This window comes from Ruegeria sp. AN6, from assembly GCF_056540425.1.
In genome coordinates, this window is record NZ_JBQFWR010000001.1 from 147685 (window position 1) to 169895 (window position 22211).

At 56.3% G+C, this 22211-nt stretch carries 21 protein-coding genes; 13 read left to right on the forward strand and 8 right to left on the reverse strand.

The genetic code is table 11. The annotated features are described in order from the left end of the window. Position 1 precedes the first annotated feature (1 nt). The 6 genes from ACR0MQ_RS00745 to ACR0MQ_RS00770 all read left to right on the forward strand — a co-directional run bounded on the left by ACR0MQ_RS00745 (position 2) and on the right by ACR0MQ_RS00770 (position 5896). Positions 2–610 carry a tetratricopeptide repeat protein gene (locus ACR0MQ_RS00745; protein ID WP_170770464.1) on the forward strand — a complete coding sequence of 203 codons (609 nt, stop codon included), beginning with the start codon at positions 2–4 and terminating at the stop codon, positions 608–610. A 23-nt stretch (positions 611–633) separates the two neighbouring features. Further along, the gene (locus tag ACR0MQ_RS00750) at positions 634–3441 is read left to right on the forward strand and encodes a helicase-related protein (protein WP_170770466.1); all 2808 of its coding nucleotides are present in this window, start codon (positions 634–636) and stop codon (positions 3439–3441) included. 6 nt (positions 3442–3447) lie between these two features. Next, the gene (locus ACR0MQ_RS00755; RefSeq protein WP_170469444.1) at positions 3448–3813 is read left to right on the forward strand and encodes a S4 domain-containing protein; all 366 of its coding nucleotides are present in this window, start codon (positions 3448–3450) and stop codon (positions 3811–3813) included. Positions 3814–3878: 65 nt separating this feature from the next. Continuing rightward, positions 3879–4217 carry a ferredoxin FdxA gene (gene fdxA, locus ACR0MQ_RS00760; protein WP_010439399.1) on the forward strand — a complete coding sequence of 113 codons (339 nt, stop codon included), beginning with the start codon at positions 3879–3881 and terminating at the stop codon, positions 4215–4217. Positions 4218–4501: 284 nt separating this feature from the next. Further along, a complete protein-coding gene (locus ACR0MQ_RS00765; RefSeq protein WP_010439402.1) occupies positions 4502–5011 on the forward strand; it encodes a CarD family transcriptional regulator in 510 nt (169 codons plus the stop codon). A gap of 123 nt (positions 5012–5134) precedes the next feature. Continuing rightward, positions 5135–5896, forward strand: a complete 762-nt coding sequence (locus ACR0MQ_RS00770; RefSeq protein WP_170469450.1) for an ion channel — start codon at positions 5135–5137, stop codon at positions 5894–5896. On the opposite strand, the gene cobS is transcribed toward ACR0MQ_RS00770, so the two are convergent. Then, positions 5893–6657: an adenosylcobinamide-GDP ribazoletransferase gene (gene cobS, locus ACR0MQ_RS00775; protein ID WP_480603798.1), complete on the reverse strand. Its 765-nt coding sequence runs from the start codon at positions 6655–6657 to the stop codon at positions 5893–5895. The genes ACR0MQ_RS00770 and cobS overlap by 4 nt on opposite strands. 79 nt (positions 6658–6736) lie before the next feature. Here cobS and cobT point away from each other — a divergent pair, with 79 nt between their 5' ends. Next, entirely contained in the window at positions 6737–7747 is a 1011-nt protein-coding gene (gene cobT, locus ACR0MQ_RS00780; RefSeq protein WP_480603801.1) for a nicotinate-nucleotide--dimethylbenzimidazole phosphoribosyltransferase, read from the forward strand. Here cobT and ACR0MQ_RS00785 read toward each other — a convergent pair. Both ACR0MQ_RS00785 and ACR0MQ_RS00790 read right to left on the reverse strand, forming a co-directional pair. Next, positions 7744–9627, reverse strand: a complete 1884-nt coding sequence (locus ACR0MQ_RS00785) for a monovalent cation:proton antiporter-2 (CPA2) family protein (protein WP_480603804.1) — start codon at positions 9625–9627, stop codon at positions 7744–7746. The two genes, cobT and ACR0MQ_RS00785, sit on opposite strands and share 4 nt — an antisense overlap. Positions 9628–9647: 20 nt before the next feature. Then, the gene (locus ACR0MQ_RS00790; protein ID WP_170469462.1) at positions 9648–10103 is read right to left on the reverse strand and encodes an Lrp/AsnC family transcriptional regulator; all 456 of its coding nucleotides are present in this window, start codon (positions 10101–10103) and stop codon (positions 9648–9650) included. Positions 10104–10250: 147 nt separating this feature from the next. Here ACR0MQ_RS00790 and hppD point away from each other — a divergent pair, with 147 nt between their 5' ends. Beyond that, positions 10251–11348, forward strand: a complete 1098-nt coding sequence (gene hppD / locus ACR0MQ_RS00795) for a 4-hydroxyphenylpyruvate dioxygenase (RefSeq protein ID WP_170770473.1) — start codon at positions 10251–10253, stop codon at positions 11346–11348. A 56-nt stretch (positions 11349–11404) separates the two neighbouring features. Here the strand turns inward: hppD and ACR0MQ_RS00800 are convergent, their stop codons facing one another. Further along, positions 11405–13330: a hypothetical protein gene (locus ACR0MQ_RS00800; protein WP_170776831.1), complete on the reverse strand. Its 1926-nt coding sequence runs from the start codon at positions 13328–13330 to the stop codon at positions 11405–11407. A gap of 164 nt (positions 13331–13494) precedes the next feature. Between ACR0MQ_RS00800 and ACR0MQ_RS00805 the strand changes: the two genes are divergently transcribed. Continuing rightward, on the forward strand, positions 13495–14190 hold the full coding sequence (locus ACR0MQ_RS00805) for an SIMPL domain-containing protein (RefSeq protein ID WP_480603807.1): 696 nt from the start codon (positions 13495–13497) through the stop codon (positions 14188–14190). A gap of 1 nt (position 14191) precedes the next feature. Here the strand turns inward: ACR0MQ_RS00805 and ACR0MQ_RS00810 are convergent, their stop codons facing one another. From ACR0MQ_RS00810 to ACR0MQ_RS00820, 3 genes are all read right to left on the reverse strand, one after another. Next, positions 14192–14902, reverse strand: a complete 711-nt coding sequence (locus ACR0MQ_RS00810) for a GNAT family N-acetyltransferase (RefSeq protein WP_170770476.1) — start codon at positions 14900–14902, stop codon at positions 14192–14194. A 4-nt stretch (positions 14903–14906) separates the two neighbouring features. Next, a complete protein-coding gene (locus tag ACR0MQ_RS00815) occupies positions 14907–16199 on the reverse strand; it encodes an O-acetylhomoserine aminocarboxypropyltransferase/cysteine synthase family protein (protein WP_170770478.1) in 1293 nt (430 codons plus the stop codon). A 72-nt stretch (positions 16200–16271) separates the two neighbouring features. Next, on the reverse strand, positions 16272–17267 hold the full coding sequence (locus ACR0MQ_RS00820; protein WP_480603811.1) for a hypothetical protein: 996 nt from the start codon (positions 17265–17267) through the stop codon (positions 16272–16274). A gap of 152 nt (positions 17268–17419) precedes the next feature. Here ACR0MQ_RS00820 and ACR0MQ_RS00825 point away from each other — a divergent pair, with 152 nt between their 5' ends. From ACR0MQ_RS00825 to ACR0MQ_RS00840, 4 genes are all read left to right on the forward strand, one after another. Further along, entirely contained in the window at positions 17420–18052 is a 633-nt protein-coding gene (locus ACR0MQ_RS00825) for a cupin domain-containing protein (RefSeq protein ID WP_480603814.1), read from the forward strand. A gap of 159 nt (positions 18053–18211) precedes the next feature. Further along, positions 18212–19546: an NAD(P)-dependent oxidoreductase gene (locus ACR0MQ_RS00830; protein WP_480603817.1), complete on the forward strand. Its 1335-nt coding sequence runs from the start codon at positions 18212–18214 to the stop codon at positions 19544–19546. A 45-nt stretch (positions 19547–19591) separates the two neighbouring features. Then, on the forward strand, positions 19592–20896 hold the full coding sequence (gene preA / locus ACR0MQ_RS00835; protein WP_170770486.1) for an NAD-dependent dihydropyrimidine dehydrogenase subunit PreA: 1305 nt from the start codon (positions 19592–19594) through the stop codon (positions 20894–20896). 73 nt (positions 20897–20969) lie between these two features. Continuing rightward, a complete protein-coding gene (locus ACR0MQ_RS00840; RefSeq protein ID WP_170469489.1) occupies positions 20970–21449 on the forward strand; it encodes a hypothetical protein in 480 nt (159 codons plus the stop codon). 3 nt (positions 21450–21452) lie between these two features. Here ACR0MQ_RS00840 and ACR0MQ_RS00845 read toward each other — a convergent pair whose 3' ends face one another. Then, a complete protein-coding gene (locus ACR0MQ_RS00845; protein ID WP_170770488.1) occupies positions 21453–22061 on the reverse strand; it encodes a TetR family transcriptional regulator C-terminal domain-containing protein in 609 nt (202 codons plus the stop codon). Positions 22062–22211: the final 150 nt, after the last annotated feature.

Below are 22211 nucleotides of genomic sequence, written 5' to 3' on the forward strand. Positions count from 1 at the left end.
AATGGACATCCCCGGTCGCAACGCTACACTGACCATTGTTATGGGTATTGCAATCACCAATCTCAAACGTACCGTCGCGGCACTTGCCGTCATAGTCACGTTTTCCACCACTTGTACTGCGCAAGAGGCGGATTCGCGCGACGAGGCGGAGCTGTTGCAGCAACTGGCGCAATCGACGCCCGAGCAGGCCATTGGTTTGGATCGGCAATTGCAGGCGCTGTGGTCACAATCCGGTTCGGCCTCGGCTGATTTGCTGCTTGAGCGCGGGCGAGAGGCGTTGGATGATGGCGATGTCGAGGCTGCTCTGGACCATCTGACAGCGCTCACTGATCATGCACCTGAATTCGCCGAAGGCTGGCACGTGCGTGCATCGGCTTTTTTCGGCATAGAGCGGTTTGGTATGGCAGCTGCGGATCTTGAACACGCTTTGACCCTTAACCCAAACAATTATGAGGCTATCTATGGCCTTGGGCTGATCTTCGAGATTGTAGGTAAGCCCGAGCAGGCGTTCGAGGCCTATTCGCGCGCATTGGCTATACATCCCCATCATGAAGAAGTAACCAATGCCGTGAATCGGCTGAAGCCTCAGGTTGAAGGCAAGGCGCTGTAAGTCTCAGGGCGCAGGGGGCGAAGGTGAGCGGGTCATCCCGAATCGTGGCCGTACTTGGCCCAACGAACACAGGTAAAACCCATTACGCGATTGAACGTATGCTGGGGTACCGGACAGGTGTGATCGGCTTGCCCCTGCGTCTGTTGGCGCGCGAGGTTTATGACAAGATCGTTGCCATTCGCGGTCATTCGGTCGTGGCGCTGGTGACGGGCGAGGAACGTATCGTGCCGCCGCGGGCGCAATATTGGGTCTGCACGGTCGAGGCGATGCCCGAAGGGATGGGCGCCGATTTCGTTGCTATCGACGAAATCCAGCTCTGTGCCGACCCTGAACGCGGTCATGTTTTTACCGACCGTCTGCTGCGCTCGCGTGGAACTAATGAGACGTTGTTCCTTGGCTCTGACACCATGCGGGGTGCGATTGCCGCGCTTGTTCCCGAGGCGCAGTTTGTCCGGCGCGAACGGATGTCTCAACTGGTCTATTCTGGAAGCAAAAAGATCAGCCGAATGCCCTCGCGCAGCGCGATTGTCGGGTTCTCGGTCGACAATGTCTACGCCATCGCGGAATTGCTGCGTCGTCAGAAGGGCGGGGCGGCGGTGGTCATGGGGGCGCTCAGCCCTCGCACGCGGAATGCGCAAGTTGACCTCTACCAGAACGGCGAGGTTGATTATCTGGTGGCCACCGATGCCATCGGCATGGGGTTGAACTTGGATGTGAACCATGTGGCGTTCTCATCCCTGACCAAGTTCGATGGCCGCCGAATGCGGCCTTTGGCGCCCAATGAACTGGCCCAGATCGCAGGGCGGGCCGGGCGTGGAATGTCAGATGGCACTTTTGGCGTGACCGGTGAGGCTCCTCCGCTTGATGAAGGCGTGGCCCAAGCCATTATGGACAGCCGGTTCACGCCGATGAAGAAGCTGAACTGGCGGAATGCCGCCTTGCGGTTTGGCACGTTCGAGGCATTGATCGACTCGCTTGAGGTCAGCCCCGACAATGAGCACCTGATCAAGGCGCGGCCCGCCGACGACCTGAACGTTCTGAAATCTTTGTCCCAAGTCACCGAAGTTGTCGCCCGTGCCAGCGATGGACCATCGGTACGCTTGTTGTGGGATGTATGCCGAATTCCTGATTTTCGCGGTATCAGCCATGCGGAACACGCCAGCCTGCTCGAGGTGATCTATGGCCACCTGCATGAGCGCGGATCCATCCCTGACGATTTCATGGCGCGGCAAATCCGCCGCATCGACCGCACGGACGGAGATATTGATGCGCTCTCCAAAAGGTTGGCATATATTCGCACTTGGACATATGTTGCGCAACGAAACGGTTGGGTGCGTGACGAATCCCATTGGCGCGAGGAAACGCGCACTGTAGAAGACAGGCTGTCGGACGCTCTGCATGACCGACTGACTCAGCGATTTGTGGACCGGCGCACATCCGTTTTGCTGCGCCGGCTCAAACAGAAGGAGGCCCTTTTGGCCGAAGTAAATGACAAGGGTGAAGTGACTGTCGAAGGCGAATTCGTCGGTCGTCTGGAAGGGTTCCGGTTTTCGCCGGACAAAAGCGCGCAAGGAACCGAGGCGAAGGCCCTGAAATCGGCGTCCCTGCAAGCACTCGCGCCGCAATTCCATCTGCGCGCCGACCGCTTCTACAATGCGCCCGATACCGAGATTGATTTTACCGATCAGGGCGGCCTGATGTGGGGCGAATATGCTGTTGGCAAGTTGGTTGCCGGGGCCGAGCCGCTCAAGCCCGTGGTCGAGGTGTTTGTTGACGAAGCCGCTGGCCCGGATGTCGAGCAGAAAGTGCAACGCCGGTTGCAGCACTTCATCGACCGCAAGGTCGCGGCGCTGTTCGAGCCGCTGCTGAATCTGTCGCGGGACGAGGAACTGTCGGGTCTGGCCAAAGGGTTCGCCTTCCGCATGGTCGAGGCGCTGGGCGTGCTGCCCCGCGCTGGCGTTGCGCAGGAGGTCAAGGATCTGGATCAGGACGCCCGTGGTGCGCTGCGCAAACACGGTATCCGGTTCGGCCAGTTCACCATCTTCATGCCGTTGCTGCTGAAACCCGCGCCAACGCGACTGCGTCTGGTTCTGTGGGCGCTCGCCGGCGGTCTGCAGGAATTCCCCGAAGCACCGCCTCCGGGTCTGGTCACCGTGCCGGTCGCGAAGGATGCACCGCAGGGTTATGACACCATGTGCGGTTATCGCGATGCGGGCGAACGCTCGATCCGGATCGACATGCTCGAACGTCTGGCCGACATGTTGCGGTCCGAGGACAGCCGGGGTGGTTTCGAAGCCAAGCCTGATATGCTGTCGATCACTGGTATGACGTTGGATCAGTTTGCCGACCTGATGCAGGGGCTGGGCTACAAGGCTGAACGTGGCGAACGTGAGAAAGTGAAGCCAGTACCGGTCGAAACCGCACCCGAAACTACGACAGACGCGCCCGAGCAACCTGTCGCTGAAGATAACTCTGCGCCAGATGCGCCGACCGAAGAAGTCGCGACACCCGCCGAGGCGTCAGCCGAGGCCACCGACAGCACCGAGACGGCAGACGAGGCACCTGCTGTGGACGAACCCGAGGTCGAGGTGTTCTATACCTTCACCTGGGGTCGCCAGCGCCAGCAAAACCGTGGCCCACGTCGCGAGCAGGGGCAGGGTAAAGGCAAGCCGCGTGGTAAGCCGCAAGATGGTCGCAAGCCGCATGGTAAGAAAGGTGGCAAACCGCAGGGTGCCAAGTCCTTCTCGTCTCGGCCGCCCAAGAAGGAAAAGGCCATCGATCCCGACAACCCGTTCGCAGCAGCGCTGATGGGTCTGAAGGACGGTAACTGATCCGCGATGGCCGAGGCCAAGCTGCGGATCGACAAATGGTTGTGGCAGGCGCGGTTCTTCAAGACCCGCAGCTTGGCCGCTAAACAGGTCAGCGGCGGCCATGTCAGACTAAACGGAAACCGGGTGCTGAAACCGGCGCAAGCTGTGGCACCTGGAGACGTCCTGACCTTTCCCCAGGGGCGGATCGTCCGCGTTGTGCGTATCGAGGCGCTCGGGGCGCGTCGTGGCCCGGCCCCCGAGGCGCAAGGTTTGTACTTCGATATGACCGAAAAGCAGGATGTACCGCCCAAGAATCCCGGATTTGAAGGAAAAGGTCGTCCAACCAAGAAGGAAAGGCGCGCGCTTGATCTTTCTCGCACCCCAAAGGGGTGATCTGACCTTGAAGAGGCGGGCAGACTGGATTAGCTAGTCGCCAAAGCGCAAACGGGAATTCCAAAATGACCTACGTTGTCACCGAAAACTGCATTGGCTGCAAATACACCGACTGTGTCGAGGTATGTCCGGTGGATTGTTTCTACGAAGGTGAGAATACACTGGTCATTCACCCCGACGAATGCATCGACTGCGGTGTTTGCGAACCCGAATGCCCCGCCGACGCAATTCGCCCCGATACCGAGCCGGGGATGGAGCAGTGGGTCGAGTTCAACCGGAAATACTCGGAAATGTGGCCGGTGATTGTGACTAAGAAAGACCCCTTGCCCGAGGCCGAGGAACGCGACGGCGAAGAAGGCAAGATGGAGAAATATTTCTCGGAAGCACCCGGCGAAGGTGGTTAACCGATTCGGCGGCCCCTAACCGTACGTTAGACAACAATCTGCGCTATAATACATTGAGGTAAAAAGGGAATCTCCCATTTGCCTCAGGTCGGTCTTTTGAGTGTCGCAATTTTGTGATATACTTGGGGTCAAATGATGACTGTGATTGGGATTTGCTCCGTAAGTATGCTCGCTTTGGAGTTCTGATTTTATGACAAATAAGCCGCCTGACGGGGCCGTTTAGGGCCTCGGCTGTGGTCTTTTTGTCGTTTCATATCCCAATCAGTAATGAAGGATAAATCTGAATGTCGAAATCGAAAAAGCTTGAGTTCCGCCCGAACGATTATGTCGTCTACCCGGCTCACGGTGTAGGTCAGATCGTATCGATCGAAGAGCAGGAGGTTGCAGGCTTCTCGCTTGAGCTGTTCGTAATCTCCTTTGAAAAAGACAAGATGACGCTGCGCGTGCCAACCAACAAGGTCACCGAATCCGGCCTGCGCTCGCTCAGCTCACCTGATGTGATCAGTCAGGCCATGAAAACGCTTAAAGGCAAGGCCAAGGTCAAGCGCGCCATGTGGTCGCGTCGGGCGCAGGAGTATGAGCAAAAGATCAACTCAGGTGATCTGATCTCGATCGCTGAGGTGGTCCGTGACCTGCACCGCACCGACGACCAACGCGAGCAGAGCTATTCCGAACGTCAGCTTTATGAGGCCGCGCTTGAGCGTCTGACCCGCGAAGTTGCTGCAGTGTCTGGTGCAGATGAAATCTCGGCCGCCAAGCAGGTGGATGAGGTGCTGACCTCGCGCGCTGCCTGATCAAAGGCACCACCCATTTCAAAGCCGCTCCGGTATCGGGGCGGCTTTTTTTTGAACCGTCGCTTGGTGCTGTAGTCGTTTCAGGGTATTTTTCTCTGAATATTAGGCTGATACGGGGTAAAGATGAAGCAGGCTGTGAAGTTTCTATACATCAGCCACGACCCGATTTCGGTCTGGTTTCGATATGGTCTGATCCTGTTCGACATCGCAACGATCGTGTTTTTTGTTGCGACCGCGCATATTCCGCACGGTCCAGGTATTACCGCAGCCAGTATTGGGGTCGGTGTGCTCATTCTCATGGATTTTTCAGCCCGGCTTTGGATATCGAAAGATCGTTGGAAGCTACTGCGTCAGATTTACACGCTGGCGGATATTGTTGTTATCGTTTCGCTTTTCCTTGATCCGTTTCTGACCGGCAACCTGGCATTTCTGCGCATTCTGCGCGCCTTGCGTCTGATTCATTCATACCATTTGCTCAGGGATTTGCGGCGTGACAGCAGGTTTTTCCGAACCCATGAAGACGCGGTGATCGCTGCAATCAATTTGCTGGTCTTTGTCTTTGCGACTTCGACCGCTGTATTGGTCTTTTTTGTGCCGGAAGACACCCAGACGCCCTATATCGACGCGCTATATTTCACGATGGCCACACTGACGACAACTGGGTTTGGTGACATCACTTTGTCGACGCCGGGTGGTAAGCTGTTTTCGGTTTTCATCATGGTTGTTGGTGTGGCCCTGTTCGTGCGTCTGGCGCAGGCGATCTTCATGCCGCAGAAAGTGCGTTACAAATGCCCCAGCTGTGGTCTGTTTCGCCACGACCCGGACGCTGTGCATTGCAAGCACTGCGGCGCGACGCTGCGGATCGCGACGGGGGGTGCCAGTTAGATCAAAGCGATCAACGTCAGCAGGAATGTGATCTCGGTTATCTGCTGCGTTGCCCCCAGAATGTCGCCGGTCTGACCTCCGATCTTGGCCTTGGCGATCTTCGCAACAATCAGGCTGGCGATCATCGCAAAAAGCATTGGGATCAACGCCAGAACCCCCAACAAGCCCAAAGCCAACAGAGCGGCCACTACCAACCCGGCTAAAACCGCAGATACCGGCAGTGCGCCGATCGAATGGCTTAGCCCTGAGTGTCGTGCATTTCTTAGAAAAGTCATCAAGACGGGCATAAGAGATCGGGAAAACACACATGCAGCCAGCACACCTGTTATCACCTCGGCACCAACAAGAGCTGCAATGGCTGTGATACGTAGAATCTGAATTAGCAGCAGTGCCAGCACACCGTAGGTGCCGATATGGCTGTCCTTCATTATCTCGAGCCGCCGCTCGGGCGTGAACCCTCCCCAAAGGCCATCGAACGTATCGGCCAACCCGTCTTCATGCATTGCACCAGTGGTTGCGATCAGCGCGGCAACGATCAGGCCTGCGACTGCGAAAACGGGCAACTGCGCCCAGATTGCGATCCAACCGATACCACACGCCAGGGCACCAACGATCAGCCCTGCAAGGGGAAATGCCCAGACGGCGCGCGACTGGCGAGTAAACGCCTCTTCCGGCAAGCGTGGCAGTGGCAAGCGTGTCAGCAAGACCAGCGCAAGCGGAATATCCCACATGGAAAATGGGGCAGTGTCGTTTTTGGTCACTCCCAGGCCTTTCAGGGTCTTGTTGCTTTGTCAGGTTTGGTTAAACACACAGCACCACTCTGATGCAACGAGGCTTTCAATGCTGCCTGAACTCGACGATTTGAACAGTTTCCGCGACGCGCTGACCGGTGCGGCCGGTCCGGATACTTCTGCCGTGCAGGGCGCGCAAGAGCGCAACAGCCAACTAACCAAACCACCCGGAGCCTTGGGACGGCTTGAGGATTTGGCGATATGGTATGCGGGCTGGCGTGGGGATGCGCAGCCACAGATCAACGCGCCTCAGGTCATCGTGTTTGCTGGCAACCACGGCGTGACGGCGCAGGGTGTTTCAGCGTTTCCATCTGAGGTCACTGTTCAGATGGTCATGAATTTCGAACACGGCGGTGCTGCGATTAATCAACTGGCCAAGGCTGCGGGCGCCAAGATGGATGTGCATGCATTGGATCTGGACTGTCCGACCGCAGATTTTACCCAAGCCCCTGCGATGAGCGAAGATGAATTTCTGCGCGCACTGCGTACAGGCTGGCAGGCGGTTGATCCGCAGGCGGATTTACTCGTCGTTGGAGAGATGGGTATCGGCAACACCACCCCTGCAGCCGCCATCGCCTGCGCGCTGTTTGGCGGAGATGCATCTGACTGGACCGGGCGCGGCACAGGCGTAGATGATGCAGGGTTGGCGAACAAAACACGCGTTGTTGCCGAAGGCGTCGCCCTGCACGGTCATGGCGACAGTCTGCATATCCTTCAGTGCCTAGGCGGGCGCGAGATTGCAGCCATGGCAGGGGCGATTGCAGCTGCACGTGTATTGCGCATTCCAGTCATTCTGGACGGATTCATCTGTACGGCAGCAGCGGCCTGTTTGGCGCAACTTTCGGACACTGCGCTGGATCACACTGTTGCGGGCCATCAAAGTGCCGAAGGTGCACATTCCGCAATGCTGAAAAATCTAGGTAAGGAACCGTTGCTAAGCCTTGGCTTGCGCTTGGGCGAAGGTTCGGGCGGGGCGCTGGCGATCAACATTCTTAAAAGCGCCGTGGCCTGTCATTCCGGCATGGCAACGTTTGCCGAGGCCGGAGTTACAGACGGTTAAGCCGACTTCTTGGCGTGTTCCTCCGCCAGTTCCAGCAGCGCGGTTTCCAGATCTTTTTCAAGTTGCCGCGCCCGCTCGATATACTTTTTGTTTTCTGCAGTAGGCATGCCGGGTATCCACAGCTCGGCCAACTCACGCACCGATCCTCGGTCGTGGTGATAGAAAGTTTGTTCTGCTTGCGCGGCTTCATATTCACTAAGGCCGATATTCTCGAGAACATAGCGACCCGCACGTAGTGACCCATCGAACATTTCGCGTACGATGTCATTGGCCCCGGCCTGATAGAGTTCGTAAACATGAGTGCGATCGCGCGCCCGAGCGATGATGTGCAGGTCAGGCCGCTGGCGGCGCGCATATCCGACCAGACGAGTGACCTGTTTGTAATCATCCATGGCCGCGACCAAAACCGAGGCTTTTTCAATCCCGGCGGCGCGCAGCAGTTCGGGACGCGTCGGATCACCCAAGAATCCTTTGACGCCAAACCGGCGCATAAGCTGGATGGTTTCAATGTCGTGATCCAGAACCACGGTCTTGAATCCGCTTGCCTGTACCAGGCGATTCACGATCTGACCAAAGCGACCGATCCCGGCAATTATGACAGGCCCTCTCTCATCAATCTCATCTGGTTCGACCTTTGGCTTGCTCTCGCCGATATAGCGAGAAAGCAGATCGTAGAGGATAAACAGGAGAGGGGTGATCAGCATGGTCAGCGCGATGATCATAAGCAGTTTTTGCGAGAGGCCTGGAGGGATCACGTTTTGCTGTGTCGAGAATGCCAGCAGTACAAACCCAAACTCGCCAGCCTGAGCCAATCCCAAAGTAAACAGCCAGTGATCACGTCCACGTAGTTTGAAAGCACGCCCAACGATGAACAGGATGATACCTTTGGCCAAGATCACAAGTAGCGCCAGCCCGATCAGATCAAATGGATCGGCGAAGAAATAGCCCACATCGATCCCGGCACCAACGGTGATGAAGAACAGACCCAGCAGCAGACCTTTGAAGGGCTCAAGGTCGCTTTCCATCTCATGCCGGAATTCCGAACTGGCCAGAACAACGCCCGCAAGAAACGCGCCAAGGGCGGGGGAAAGGCCCACCAGAGTCATCAAGAACGAGATGCCAACCACGATCATCAACGCCAGTGCCGTGTACATCTCGCGCAGGCGGGTGGCGTGGATGAAACGGAAAAGGGGGCGGGTCAGGTAGATTCCCGCCAACACGACAAAGGCGACCACTCCGATTGTAACCAGCGTGACGGCCCAACCGGGCAAACCCTCGACCAGCGAAAGTGTGGCGTGATGATCGGCTCCGTGGGCGGAATCCACACCTCGATTGATCGAGCCATCGTCTTCTATGTGGACGCTGGCAGGCAGTGCAAGAAGGGGCAGAAAGGCCAGAATAGGTATGACGGCGATATCTTGCGTCAACAGAACTGAAAATGTGGCTCGCCCGCCATTGGTCTGCATCAACCCCTTTTCGGACAAGGTTTGCAGAACGATAGCGGTGGAAGACAGTGACAACGTAAGGCCTACAGCCAGCGCCACCGACCATTGATGGCCCGCGTAGAACGCCACAGCTGCGATCGCGGCGGTGGACAGGCCAACCTGCAGCCCGCCCAGCCCCAACAACTTGTCGCGCATGTCCCATAGGGCGCGGGGCTCAAGCTCTAGCCCGATCAGGAACAGCATCATGACAACGCCAAACTCAGCGACGTGTTGAAGGCTTTCTGTTTCCGCGCCTACAAGGCCCAGAATCGGTCCGATTGCAATTCCGGCGGCCAGATATCCCAGCACCGAACCCAGGCCCAGACGTGCGGATAACGGAACGGCGATCACCGCTGCTGCCAAATAGATCGATGCCTGATAAAGGAACTCGTTCATTATATTCCTCTTACATCCGCTCAGGTCGGGAGCGGCGCGTCGCGTTTCAATTGGTCCATCACGATCTGGCTTTGCACACGTGCCACTGCAGGATGCGGCAGGATGACTTCGTGAAGCAAGCTATTGAGTGCGGATAAGTCGTCACAATAGACGTGAAGCAGGTAATCTGCCTCACCCGTCATCGTCCAGGCACTCGTGATCTCGGGGCGCGTGTCGACCATGCGGGCGAAGCTGGCGGATTGTTCGGGGCCATGTGTGCCCAGATGCACCTGAATGAACCCTTGAACCTGCAATCCCAGCATCAGCGGATCCAGCCGTGCCGTATATCCGGTAATATAGCCCTCAGCCTCAAGGCGCTGTCGGCGGCGGCCCGCCTGACTGGCCGACAGGTTTAACATCTCACCCAATTGATGTGCCGTCAGGTGCGCATCTTTCTGCAAAGCTGACAACAGTCGTGTGTCTGTTGCATCCAGCATGTGCGGTGATTCTCCGGTATTTGTGCGTTTCGTGCGGATGTTCCGCGTTAAAATTCAGTCTACATGAAAACAATGCGCAGAAACAGCACCGAATAAGGCGTATTTTTGAATCAGCAAAGAAATTCCTGTTTTCCAAGGAGACGCGCCATGGGTCCTTTCCCGCATAACGCCCCGAAATCTGTCATCAGCGAAGAAAACCCCGCCGGCACCGATGGGTTTGAGTTCGTTGAATTCGCCCATCCCGAACCGCAGGAACTACGCGATCTGTTTGCGCGGATGGGGTTCGAATATGTCGGCTACCACCGCGACACCCCCAAGGTCGAGCTGTGGCAACAGGGTGATGTGACCTACATCCTGAATGCTGATCCGGACAGCTTTGCCGCGAAATTCGTCGCCGAGCATGGTCCTTGCGCCCCTGCGATGGGCTGGCGCGTCGTGGATGCGCAGAAGGCTTATGATCACGCGATTGCCAAAGGGGCCGAGCCCTATGACGGTGCCGACAAGACCATGAATGTCCCGGCGATCAAGGGTATCGGTGGCTCACTGATCTATTTCATCGATCAGTATTATGACACCTCGCCTTATAACGAGGAGTTTGAGTGGCTGGAGCAATCGAAACCGCGCGGTGATGGGTTCTATTACCTCGATCACCTGACCCACAACGTATTCAAGGGTAACATGGACAAGTGGTTCAAATTCTACGGCGACCTGTTCAACTTCCGCGAAATTCGCTTCTTTGACATTCAGGGCAAACATACAGGTCTTTTCAGCCGAGCGCTGACTTCTCCTTGCGGTCGCATCCGCATACCGATCAATGAGGACCGGGGTGAAACCGGGCAGATCGTCTCTTACCTAAAGAAATACAATGGCGAGGGTATCCAGCATATCGCGGTGGGTAGCGATGATATCTATGGCTCGACCGATGCGATTGCCGAGAAGGGGTTGAAGTTCATGCCTGGCCCGAACGAGACATATTATGACATGTCTTACGACCGTGTGTCTGGCCATGATGAGCCCAAGCATCGAATGATGAAGCACGGTATTCTGATCGACGGCGAAGGCGTTGTTGATGGGGGTGAGACCAAGATCCTGCTTCAGATCTTCTCTAAAACCGTAATCGGCCCGATCTTCTTTGAATTCATTCAGCGCAAGGGTGACGACGGGTTTGGTGAGGGTAACTTCAAAGCCCTGTTTGAATCGATCGAACGCGAACAGATTGAATCGGGTGAAATCTCGGCGGCCTGATCTGACATCAATGAAAATAACTGAGCGCACTGTTTACCAAACAGGGCGCTCTTCTTTTATCCGCGTGGCATCTTGAGGGTGATGTTCTTACCGCGTTTCTGATAGCGCAATTCGCTATCTCCGATGGCCACGACATTCCCACCATCGATACGATCACCCACTTTCAGCTTCTTATAGCGTCCGCTGGGCAGGCGTACCAAGGCACGGCGATTGGCCGGGGTGCCATATACACCGATCAGGTTGAGCTTGCGTAGGTTGATGGCATTATCGATGGTCGCCTGTCGCGCAACCGAGGCGGTTGTCGGTATCTTGGGTTTTACAGCCCTGGGCTGGAATGAACCGGCCTCATCACTGCTGGTTGCAACATTCGCGGTCGATCCCAGCGAAGCACTTTGGGTGCTGGGTTTCTTGGCAACCAATGCGGCGATATTCGCAGGGCGTGGCTTGGGGCGTGGAACGCGAACCACCGCCAGAGCGGTTGGTGTTTCGTCAACCTCGGGCTTGGATTGCAGGCTTTCCGGACGCAGTTTTGGTCGCACCGAAGCCAATTCCTGGCGAGACCGGCCACCCAATTGTTGTCTTTCGAACTGATCAACAAGGTTGTCGGGCCTTGGGCGGGGTCGGATTGATGCGAGCCTTTCGTCAACCTCTTCAACAACAACGGGCTCTGTCTCAAACCGTGTTGGGGATTCCGGAGGCACCGATGAAGGGCGGCCCAGGTAGACCATCACACCGGCTGGATTCAGAGTGCCCTCTGCGGTCGGCGTCACCAGACCACGTTCGTCCAACTCAAACCTCTGACCCGCGGCGCCGGGCAGGGCGGTCAACTCAAAAGCTTCGTCAGTTTCGAGGCTTTCATGCGGTGGCAGGGCAACGGTGTCGGTCGACAGATCAGCGCGATCAACCGAGGTTAGATAGACATCAGCAAGCTGTTCCAGCGGTGGTTCGGCCAACGGGTTCGGTTCAACAGGCGCGGTCCCGGTGAAGTCATGAAACTCTGCCCCGAAGTCTGGCAGGCCAGCAATTTCTTCAACCGGTTCAGGAGCAACCTTCAAAGCTTCGAGAATGGCCTCATCAGTTGCAGACAGATCAGTTTCGTCACCGGTGTTCGGCTCGGCGGGTTCAGGTTCAATTGCGAGTTCCGCAACATCTGGTGCGCTGGGTTCAACGGCTGTCGGGACATCTTGCTGTGGCTCTGGAACTAAAACGGGCGCCTCTGCCACGACTGGTTCTGGGGCATCGACCGTAGGTTCATCGCTGTTCAGTGACCAGAGACCAAGTACCATGCCCAATAGAACGGATGCAGCAACCGCCGGAATAACATATTTTTTCACCTCTACCGACGAAGATATCGTGGGCGATTCAGCGCTTTGAGCGGAACGGAAAGCGGTCGGATCAGCGGTATCCGCGATGGGATGGATGGGAATACTCGATGCCTCATCAGGCGTGGCTTCCGGCGATTTTGCCACGAGCGCAGAGCTGATTTCATTTGACTGGGAGTCCACCTCAGACGCAGGCACGTCGTAAACGGACCCTAATAGAGCGTCTTCACCATCGGCACTAAGCCAGAACCCTTCAGGGATAAATCCATGTTCCACCGCAAATGAGTGCGCTTCTTTCAAAGTTTGCTGCGCGACTGCCGCGACGTGAATGTCCGAGCCGTTCGGAGTTGCGACAAAGGTCAGCTCGGACAACTGGTATGGCGTTGCTGAGGCTAAAGTTTCTTCAACTTTCTGCGTTGCCGCTTCGCTATCCATTCCATCGGTATCGACCGTCAAAAGACGTACCTGATCCGAAGGAATCACGAGCTTGCAGCTTAGGTTGTTTTCTAGCGCGAATCCCTGATCGCGCAGGGTCCGGATCTGATCAGAGAAATCCGGTGCATCCAACGGGATAGTGCCAATGCAGTACCAGTCTCCATCCGACTGGTGATGCAAGGAAATTCCGTTTTCAGAAAATGACAGCGCAAAGGCGGGTTTCATGATCGCGATGAACCATAATTGTCAGCTTCAATGCAAACGCTTGGATGTCTGCCCGACGAGATTAGAGCAGGAACTCGCCGAGGGAAAGAAAAAGGCGCGTTTCCCCCTTGCCGTGTAAGGAGTATGACACCCATCTTAGCGACAAGTCATAAGGAGAGATCACCTTGAAGACACTTGCTTTTCTGGCTGCCATGACCGCAGCCGTCGCGGCGTTGCCTGCCCATGCGGAAGAACGTCGCATCACCGTCAGTGGAACCGGAACGGCCCTGGCTGCGCCGGATATGGCAACCATAACGCTTGGCGTGACGAACCAGGACGCGCAGGCATCGGTTGCGATGCAGGCGACCTCTGACGCTGTGACACAGATTCTAAAACGGTTAGATGAGATGGGCTTGGAATCACGGGATGTGCAGACCCGCGATCTGTCGTTGTCACCAGTCTGGTCTGGGCACAGAAACTCAAGCGACGAAGCACCCAGGATCACCGGATTTACAGCCTCAAACCGCGTTTCTGTTCGGGTTCGGGATTTGGATAAACTGGGTCAGATTATGGATGCCGTCATCAAGGACGGGGCCAATGATTTTGGCGGCTTGAGCTTCAGTGTACAGGAGCCTAAGCCGCTTGAGGCCGAAGCGCGCGCGAAAGCGGTCGCAGACGCAACCGATAAGGCGCAACAATTGGCCGAGGCCTCAGGCGTGACTTTGGGTCCGGTGATTTCGATAAACGATCACGGTGGGGGCGTTCGCCCGATGGCCCAGATGCGCGAAATGGTGATGTCCGACGCCGGTGGCGTTCCGGTTGCGGGCGGTGAGATTTCTGTATCGGTCAATATCGCTATGGAGTTCGAAATCGCGGACTAAGCTACGCTCCAACGCGGGCTTGCAGCGGTTGTCGCTGCTGGCCCGCCGCATCGAAATTCCCCGGTGCAAGCCAATTCTCGAATGCTGCGCGAATGCGCGGCCATTCGCTGTCGATAATCGAGAACCAAGCGGTATCCCGGTTACGCCCTTTGTAATGGGTCGCTTGTCGGAAAATACCTTCGAACGTAAATCCCAAGCGTTCGGCCGCGCGCTTTGAGGGTGCGTTCAAAGCGTCGCATTTCCATTCGTAACGGCGATAGCCAAGCTCATCGAATACGCGTCGCATCATCAGATACATCACTTCGGTTGATTGCGGTTTGCGTTGGAGCAGGGGTGAGAAATGGATATGGCCCACCTCGATTGCACCCGCTGCTGGTTCGACACGCAAATACGAGGCCATACCCACCGGCGTTTCGTCGGCATCCAACACCGTATGGAACATGGGATCGGCGTCCATGCAGTTGTTCTGCGCCCATGTGGTGAAATCAGCTTCAGAGGCGAAGGGGCCATAGGGCAGATAGGTCCAGTTATGGCCATCCGTGTCACTGGCAAACGCCCGGTACAATCCGGGCGCATGCCGGTTCACATCTAGCGGCACAACGGAACAGAACCGGCCTCGCATCGGTGTGTAAGGCGGGGTGGGGCGAGGAAACTCGCCCGTGACCGGCAAGCCAATAGGCTGGCCCAATTCATTTGTGTTGTGCCCTGCCATCTGTTCAGGCGCTCGCCTTGGACAGCGCTTGATCCAGATCGGCGATCAGATCGTCTGCGTCTTCGATGCCGATGGAGACGCGCACGACTCCCGGGCCCGCGCCTGCAGCTTCCTGCTGCTCAGGCGTCAACTGACGGTGGGTCGTCGAGGCAGAGTGGATGATCAGCGAGCGCGCATCGCCCAAGTTGGCCACATGACTGAAGATTTCCAACGCGTTGACCAGCTTGATGCAGGCGTCATATCCGCCCTTGACCGCAAATGTGAATAGCGCACCGGCCCCGCGCGGGTAATGCGCTTTGACCCGATCATGATAAGGCGACGAGGGAAGGCCTGCATAGGTCACGTAGTCCACGCGATCATCCGCTTCCAGCCAGGCGGCGATCTTCTGGGCGTTTTCGACATGTCGCTCCATCCGCAGTGAGAGTGTCTCGATCCCCATAAGGGTATAATGTGCTGCCTGCGGGTTCATGGTCATACCCAGATCGCGCAGACCGATTGCAATGCCGTGGAAGGTGAAGGCCAGCGGGCCGAAAGTCTCGTGGAATTTCAGTCCGTGATACGCAGTCTCGGGCTCGCTGAGCGAGGGGAATTTGTCATTCGCAGACCAGTCAAACTTACCCGAATCCACAATGCAGCCGCCGGTGACTGTGCCGTTGCCGGTCAGGTACTTGGTGGTTGAATGCACGACCAGGGTCGCGCCATGCTCGATCGGACGGCACAGGTAGGGCGTGGCCGAGGTGTTGTCGACGATCAGCGGGATGCCAGCCGCGTCTGCGACGTCCGCCAGCGCGCGGATGTCAGTGACATAACCGCCAGGGTTGGCGATGGATTCGCAGAACACCGCCCGGGTGTTTTCGTCGATGGCGGCTTTTACGGCGTCCAGATCGTCGGTGTCGACGAATGTGGCTGACCAGCCGAAACGTTTGATGGTCTGGCTAAACTGCGTGACCGTACCCCCGTACAGGCGGGTTGAGGCGACCACGTTGCAGCCCGGACCCATCAGTGGGAATAGCGCCATGATCTGCGCCGCGTGACCCGAGGAACAGCAGACAGCGCCGACGCCGCCCTCAAGCGTTGCCACGCGTTCCTGCAAAACAGCGACGGTCGGGTTGGTCAGACGCGAATAGATGAACCCAACTTCTTGCAAGTTGAACAACGCAGCAGCATGGTCGGCATCGCGAAACACATAGGCCGTAGTCTGGTAGATCGGTGTCTGACGCGCGCCGGTAGCAGGGTCGGGGCGGGCCCCAGCGTGAATCTGCAGCGTGTCAAAACCATAGGTGGGGCCATCAGACATCTTCGAAATCTCCTGTTGGAATGTGCGTTAGTAAATCTCTAGGACATTGCTTTGCACCACACAATGTCCACGTCACCGCAGCCAAAGTCCCTTGGCCTTGATGGTCTTGCGTATGACCTGTTCGCGTGCTGGCAGGTTGTTCCTGTCGAACATTGCCCGGATTTTTGCGCCTTTGCGCTGGATCACCAATTTCTTCATCGGATCATAGCCTTTGAGCACCTTCTTGATCTTGTTGGGAGCCACAACGGTCTCTAGCACCTCGACCACATGATCGCTTTCTCGTGCATAGAGCATCGGAAACAGGTGATAATGGCAGCTGACTGACCCATCCAGCAGACCTTTTGGCAGCGCATCCCGACCACCGCCGAACGAGTGGATGACCAGCGGCAATGCCACCTGATCCAGCCAGGGGTCTAGGACCTGCCCGGTGAGTTCGGGGATACCTTCGTCCCGAATGGTACGGGCGTAATCAAGATACCGCCGACCAAACTGGTGAGGGCATTTGTAGAAGAAGTATCCCGCATTGAAATACAGGTAGTGTCGCCAATATCCCGGTGGCTGTCTGGAATCGAGCGAGCTTTCGAAATCCAGCCCAAAGCGGTTATAAAGCGCGCGCCAGATGCCGTCATAACCGGGGCCATAAAGTGTGGGCTTCGGCCATGTGCCTTCGACACGGAGCGAAGCGCCGGGCCGGTTGAAATCAAATGGCACATCGGCAATTTCACCGGTGATCAATGTATCGGTGTCGAAGAAGACAAATGGCTCGCCTTCCGGCATCGCCAGTAGCGCTTCAATCTTGTTGCCGTGGGGATAGCTTGCTCCAAAGATTTGCGATTCGAAGGGCAGGATCTCAGCACCCAATTGCCGCAAGGCTTGCAACACGTCCTCATCCCGAATGCTCGGGTCTTGGGACCACAAGGGGCCTTTCTGAGGAACGCCAACAAATAAACGTCCGGTAAATCCGGGTGAGCTATGGCGCAGCGATGCCGCGAACAATAGTGCCTCGTATTGCAGACGGTTGTTTTGCCCGATGATGAGGATGTTGAACGTCGTTGGGCTTGCCTGCATCTTTTCGCGCTTTCTAAACGGGCCGGAATTGGGCACCGGTCTCGACCGGAAGTACAACAAGCTGTGAAGGGCGTCAAAACCCCAGACGTGCCCGGTTTGAAATTCCGTGTCATGCTCCCATCTATTGTGACAGCAACGCAGGAGGATTGCAGATGCGCGTCAATGCAGATTTCACACAGCGGGTCGCTGTCCACTTTGATCAAACCGCATGGGTCGCGTCACCGGCTGCCGGCGTTGAACGCAAGATGCTGGACCGCATTGGCGAGGAAGTGGCGCGGGCCACAACCATCGTGCGTTTTGCCCCTGGCAGCGCATTTTCGGCTCACACCCATGACGGAGGCGAGGAATATCTGGTGCTGGATGGTGTGTTTCAGGATGAAACCGGAGATTTTCCGGTCGGCAGCTATGTGCGTAATCCTCCGACTTCATCTCACACTCCTTCGGCCAACGAAGGCGCGACGATCCTCGTCAAGCTTCACCAGTTCGACCCCAAAGACCGCACCGAAGTGCGTCGTTCCATCAACGGGGGCGGAGATATCGATTTGTTCAAGGATGCGCATGAGGATGTTCAGGTGCAATGCTGGGCTGCTGGTGAGCAAATTGAACTGGACTCTGGCAAGGGGCTTGAGGTCTTCGTTCTCGAAGGCAGCTTTATCGAGACAGGCGAAGAATTTGGTGTTTGGGATTGGCTGCGATTACCACCTGGATCACGCTCGACAGCCATCGCAGGAGAGAGTGGAGCCCGTGTTTGGATCAAATCCGGCCACCTAAGTGGGATGATCTGACACCAAACGTGCTAACAATGTGGGCAATTATTAAGGAAATCCGGGTCATTTTTCCCGGATTTCTATTTTTTTGACCATTTGGTAAATTTACTAATTGATAAAAAATCAGAATGTGGCAAGCTGAAGCTCATAACAAACATATCTACAGGGAGTAGAGTGATGGCACAGGGCCAGATGGCACCCGGGATCGTCTCCGGGCGGCTTTCCAGCGATGAGCTGACCTCGAATTTCACCGATCTGCATCCGCCTCTGGCTCCGCATGAGGCAGCCGTGGCAGCAGATCGTTGCTATTTCTGCTATGACGCACCATGTGTGACGGCCTGTCCGACGGATATCGATATTCCGTTGTTCATCCGCCAAATTCAGGCCGGACAACCAGCTGCGGCCGGACAGACCATTCTGGAACAGAATATCCTAGGCGGCATGTGTGCTCGGGTTTGTCCGACCGAGTCTCTTTGTGAAGAGGCTTGCGTGCGTGAGACGGCCGAAGGCAAGCCAGTCGAGATTGGACGCCTGCAGCGTTATGCAACCGACGATGTGATGGCCTCGGGCGTTCATCCGTTCGCGCGTGCAGAACCAACGGGCAAGACGGTCGCCGTGGTCGGGGCAGGGCCCGCTGGTCTGGCCTGTGCCCACCGTCTGGCGATGCTGGGGCATGATGTGGTGATCCACGAAGGCAAGCCCAAGCCGGGCGGGCTGAACGAATACGGCATTGCGGCGTACAAATCGACCAACGACTTTGCGCAGGCCGAGGTCGACTGGCTGCTGAAAATCGGTGGGATCGCGATTGAGACCGACTCAGTTCTGGGTGAGACGATTTCACTAGAAGGGCTGCAACAGAACTATGACGCTGTGTTCCTGTCGATCGGACTGGCAGGGGTGAATGCGCTACGTGCAGATGGGGTAGATAAAGACGGGGTGCGCCCGGCGGTCGACTTTATCTCAGATGTGCGGCAGGCCAGCGACCTGGCTGATCTCCCAGTCGGTCGGAATGTCGTTGTGATTGGCGGCGGCATGACAGCAGTAGACGCGGCAGTGAAATCGAAGCTGCTGGGGGCAGAGCATGTCACCATCGCTTATCGCCGAGGTCGCGACGCAATGGGTGCCAGCCGGTACGAACAGGATTTGGCGGCGTCGCACGGTGTTCGTATTCTGTGCAACGTTCAACCTGTGGCCATTCACGGAAATGGAGCCGCGGCTGAGATCGAATTGGAGTATACTGCTAGTCATGATGGTCGACTGACCGGTACAGGAGAAACCGTTCGTGTGCCTGCCGATCAGGTTTTTAAGGCCATCGGTCAGACGCTTGACGGTGCGCCGGAAGGGCTAACGCTGGATGGCAGTAAGATTGCTGTGACCGGGGCAGGACGCACCTCGATGACCGGTGTGTGGGCTGGCGGAGACTGTGCAGCAGGTGGCGAAGACCTGACCGTGACCGCCGTGGCCGAAGGCCGCGATGCCGCGATGGACATCCACGCAAGTCTGGGCGCGTGAAACTCAAAGACAAAGATGCAAACCTGCATCAGGGAGGCCGGATAAATGGCTGATTTAACAACAAACTTTCTGGGAATTTCAAGTCCAAACCCTTATTGGCTGGCCTCCGCGCCACCGACGGATAAGGAATACAATGTTCGCCGCGCCTTTGAGGCCGGTTGGGGTGGCGTAGTGTGGAAGACTTTGGGGTCCGAAGGCCCTCCGGTCGTGAACGTAAATGGACCGCGTTATGGCGCGATCTACGGGGCGGACCGCCGGTTGTTGGGGCTCAACAACATTGAACTGATCACCGACCGGCCACTTGAGGTGAACCTTGAGGAAATGGCCCGTGTTAAGGCCGACTACCCAGATCGCGCCCTGATCGCCTCGATCATGGTGCCCTGTGAAGAGGCCGCTTGGAAGGCCATTCTGCCGCGCGTGGCTGAAACTGGCGCGGATGGGATCGAGCTGAATTTCGGTTGCCCGCATGGGATGAGCGAGCGCGGCATGGGTTCGGCCGTAGGACAGGTGCCGGAATATATCGAAATGGTGACCCGGTGGTGCAAACAGTATTACGACCGCCCGGTTATCGTGAAACTGACGCCGAACATAACCGATATCCGCAAACCCGCAGCGGCAGCTAGGAACGGCGGTGCGGATGCGGTGTCGCTGATCAACACGATCAACTCGATTACCAGTGTAGATCTGGATACGTTCAGCCCCGAACCATCGATTGACGGCAAAGGCAGCCATGGTGGCTATTGTGGTCCGGCGGTGAAGCCGATTGCCTTGTCCATGGTGTCCGAGATTGCGCGTGCCGAAGCCACGCGTGGCCTGCCGATCTCGGGCATCGGCGGCGTGACCACTTGGCGCGACGCTGCCGAGTTTATCTCGCTTGGTTGTGGTAATGTTCAGGTCTGCACCGCAGCAATGACCTATGGCTTTAAGATCATCGACGAACTGACTGCAGGCTTGTCAGAATGGATGGACGAGAAAGGCTATACCAGCATCGATCAGGTGATCGGCCGCGCGGTGCCCAATGTCACTGACTGGCAATATTTGAATCTCAACTACATCGCAAAAGCGAAAATTGATCAGGACCAGTGTATAAAGTGTGGCCGCTGCTATGCCGCCTGCGAAGACACCAGCCATCAGGCGATTTCGATGTCGGCAGATCGGGTATTCGAAGTCATCGATGAAGAATGCGTTGCCTGCAATTTGTGTGTAGATGTCTGCCCGGTCGAAGGCTGTATCTCGATGGAGCCAATGGCGGCCGGAGAGGTTGATCCGCGCACGGGCAAAGTGGTTAATCCCGAATATGCCAACTGGACAACGCATCCGAACAATCCGATGGCCAAGGCCGCCGAGTAAGAGATACCGGAATCCCGCTACAACCGGTTCGGTGATACACTGCCGCTGACGGACAGGATCAAAGGAGCATGTCATGTCAGCGGCACCAATGGGTCGGAACAAGGGTGGCAACCGGGTCACAAAGCTTGATCGGGATACATCCAAGAAGAATGTCGCCCTTTCCAAAGCGAAACAGCGCGACGCGCTTGCGGCAAAAAATTTCGTGAAACATCAAAAGCAGCTCAAAAAGGATCTGGAGCAACTGATCAAACTTCGGCGCTCGATCGAAGAGATGCTCAAGAAGTTGAAAGAGGACCGGCAACTGGATCAGAGATTTCTGAACCAAGTTACGAAAAAGGTTAAATCTCTTAAGGACTTTAGCACATTCATCAAAGCATCCGAACGTGAGCATTCGGTAGGTGTTCAGCAGCCCAAGATGTACACCGCAATTGTACGGGATGCCGGAAAAGTACCCAAAATCAATACAGTCAATACAATGGGCGACTTGACCATAATTCTGGCCATGACCATCGTGATTTTGAAGCGTATTCTGGCACTAAAACCGGCGAAGTAACGTCTACGGCGTTAGAAGTCTGCGATAGAGTGTATCAACGAAAGTCTCAGCGCCTTCAAAAGGATCTTCGTCACCCAAGATTGCACGAACCTGCACGTCAAAATCTGCATAATGCTGGGTCAGCGCCCAGATTGAGAAAATCAAATGATAGGGATGCAGGCGCGCAATCTTTCCCTGATCCATCCAACGGGTAAGGATGGCGGTTTTTTCATCGACCAGCTTCTTGAGATCGCTGGATAAAGCATTGTGAATGCGGGGCGCTCCCTGAACCAGTTCATTTGCAAACAGGCGGCTTTCGCGGGGGAGGTCGCGACTCATCTCAAGCTTTCGGCGGACGTAAGATAAGATCTCTTCAAGCGGCTCTCCGTTTTCGTCAAGCTCGTACAAAGGTGCCAACCATACCTCAAGTAAGCCAGTTAGAAGGGCGGTGTGAATCGCTTCTTTTGACGGGAAGTAATAGAGCAGATTGGGTTTGCTCAATCCCGCCTCGGCGGCGATTTGGTCAACGGTGGCCCCGCGATATCCATGTGCAGAGAACACATTCAGGGCAGCGTCCAGAATCGCTGCTCGGTTTTTTTGCTGAATCCGTGTTGGCGCGCGGTCCTTGGGCATGTTTCCCTGTGCCTATTTTTGGTTTTCTGCGTGGCGGATATGTCGAAAATTTCGGCAACACCATGCATTTTCTTGACTGATGTCGAACCCGTGATAGCGTGAGTTTGACCAGATGGTCAAATCAAGACACCAAAAGCGAGCTAAATCGCA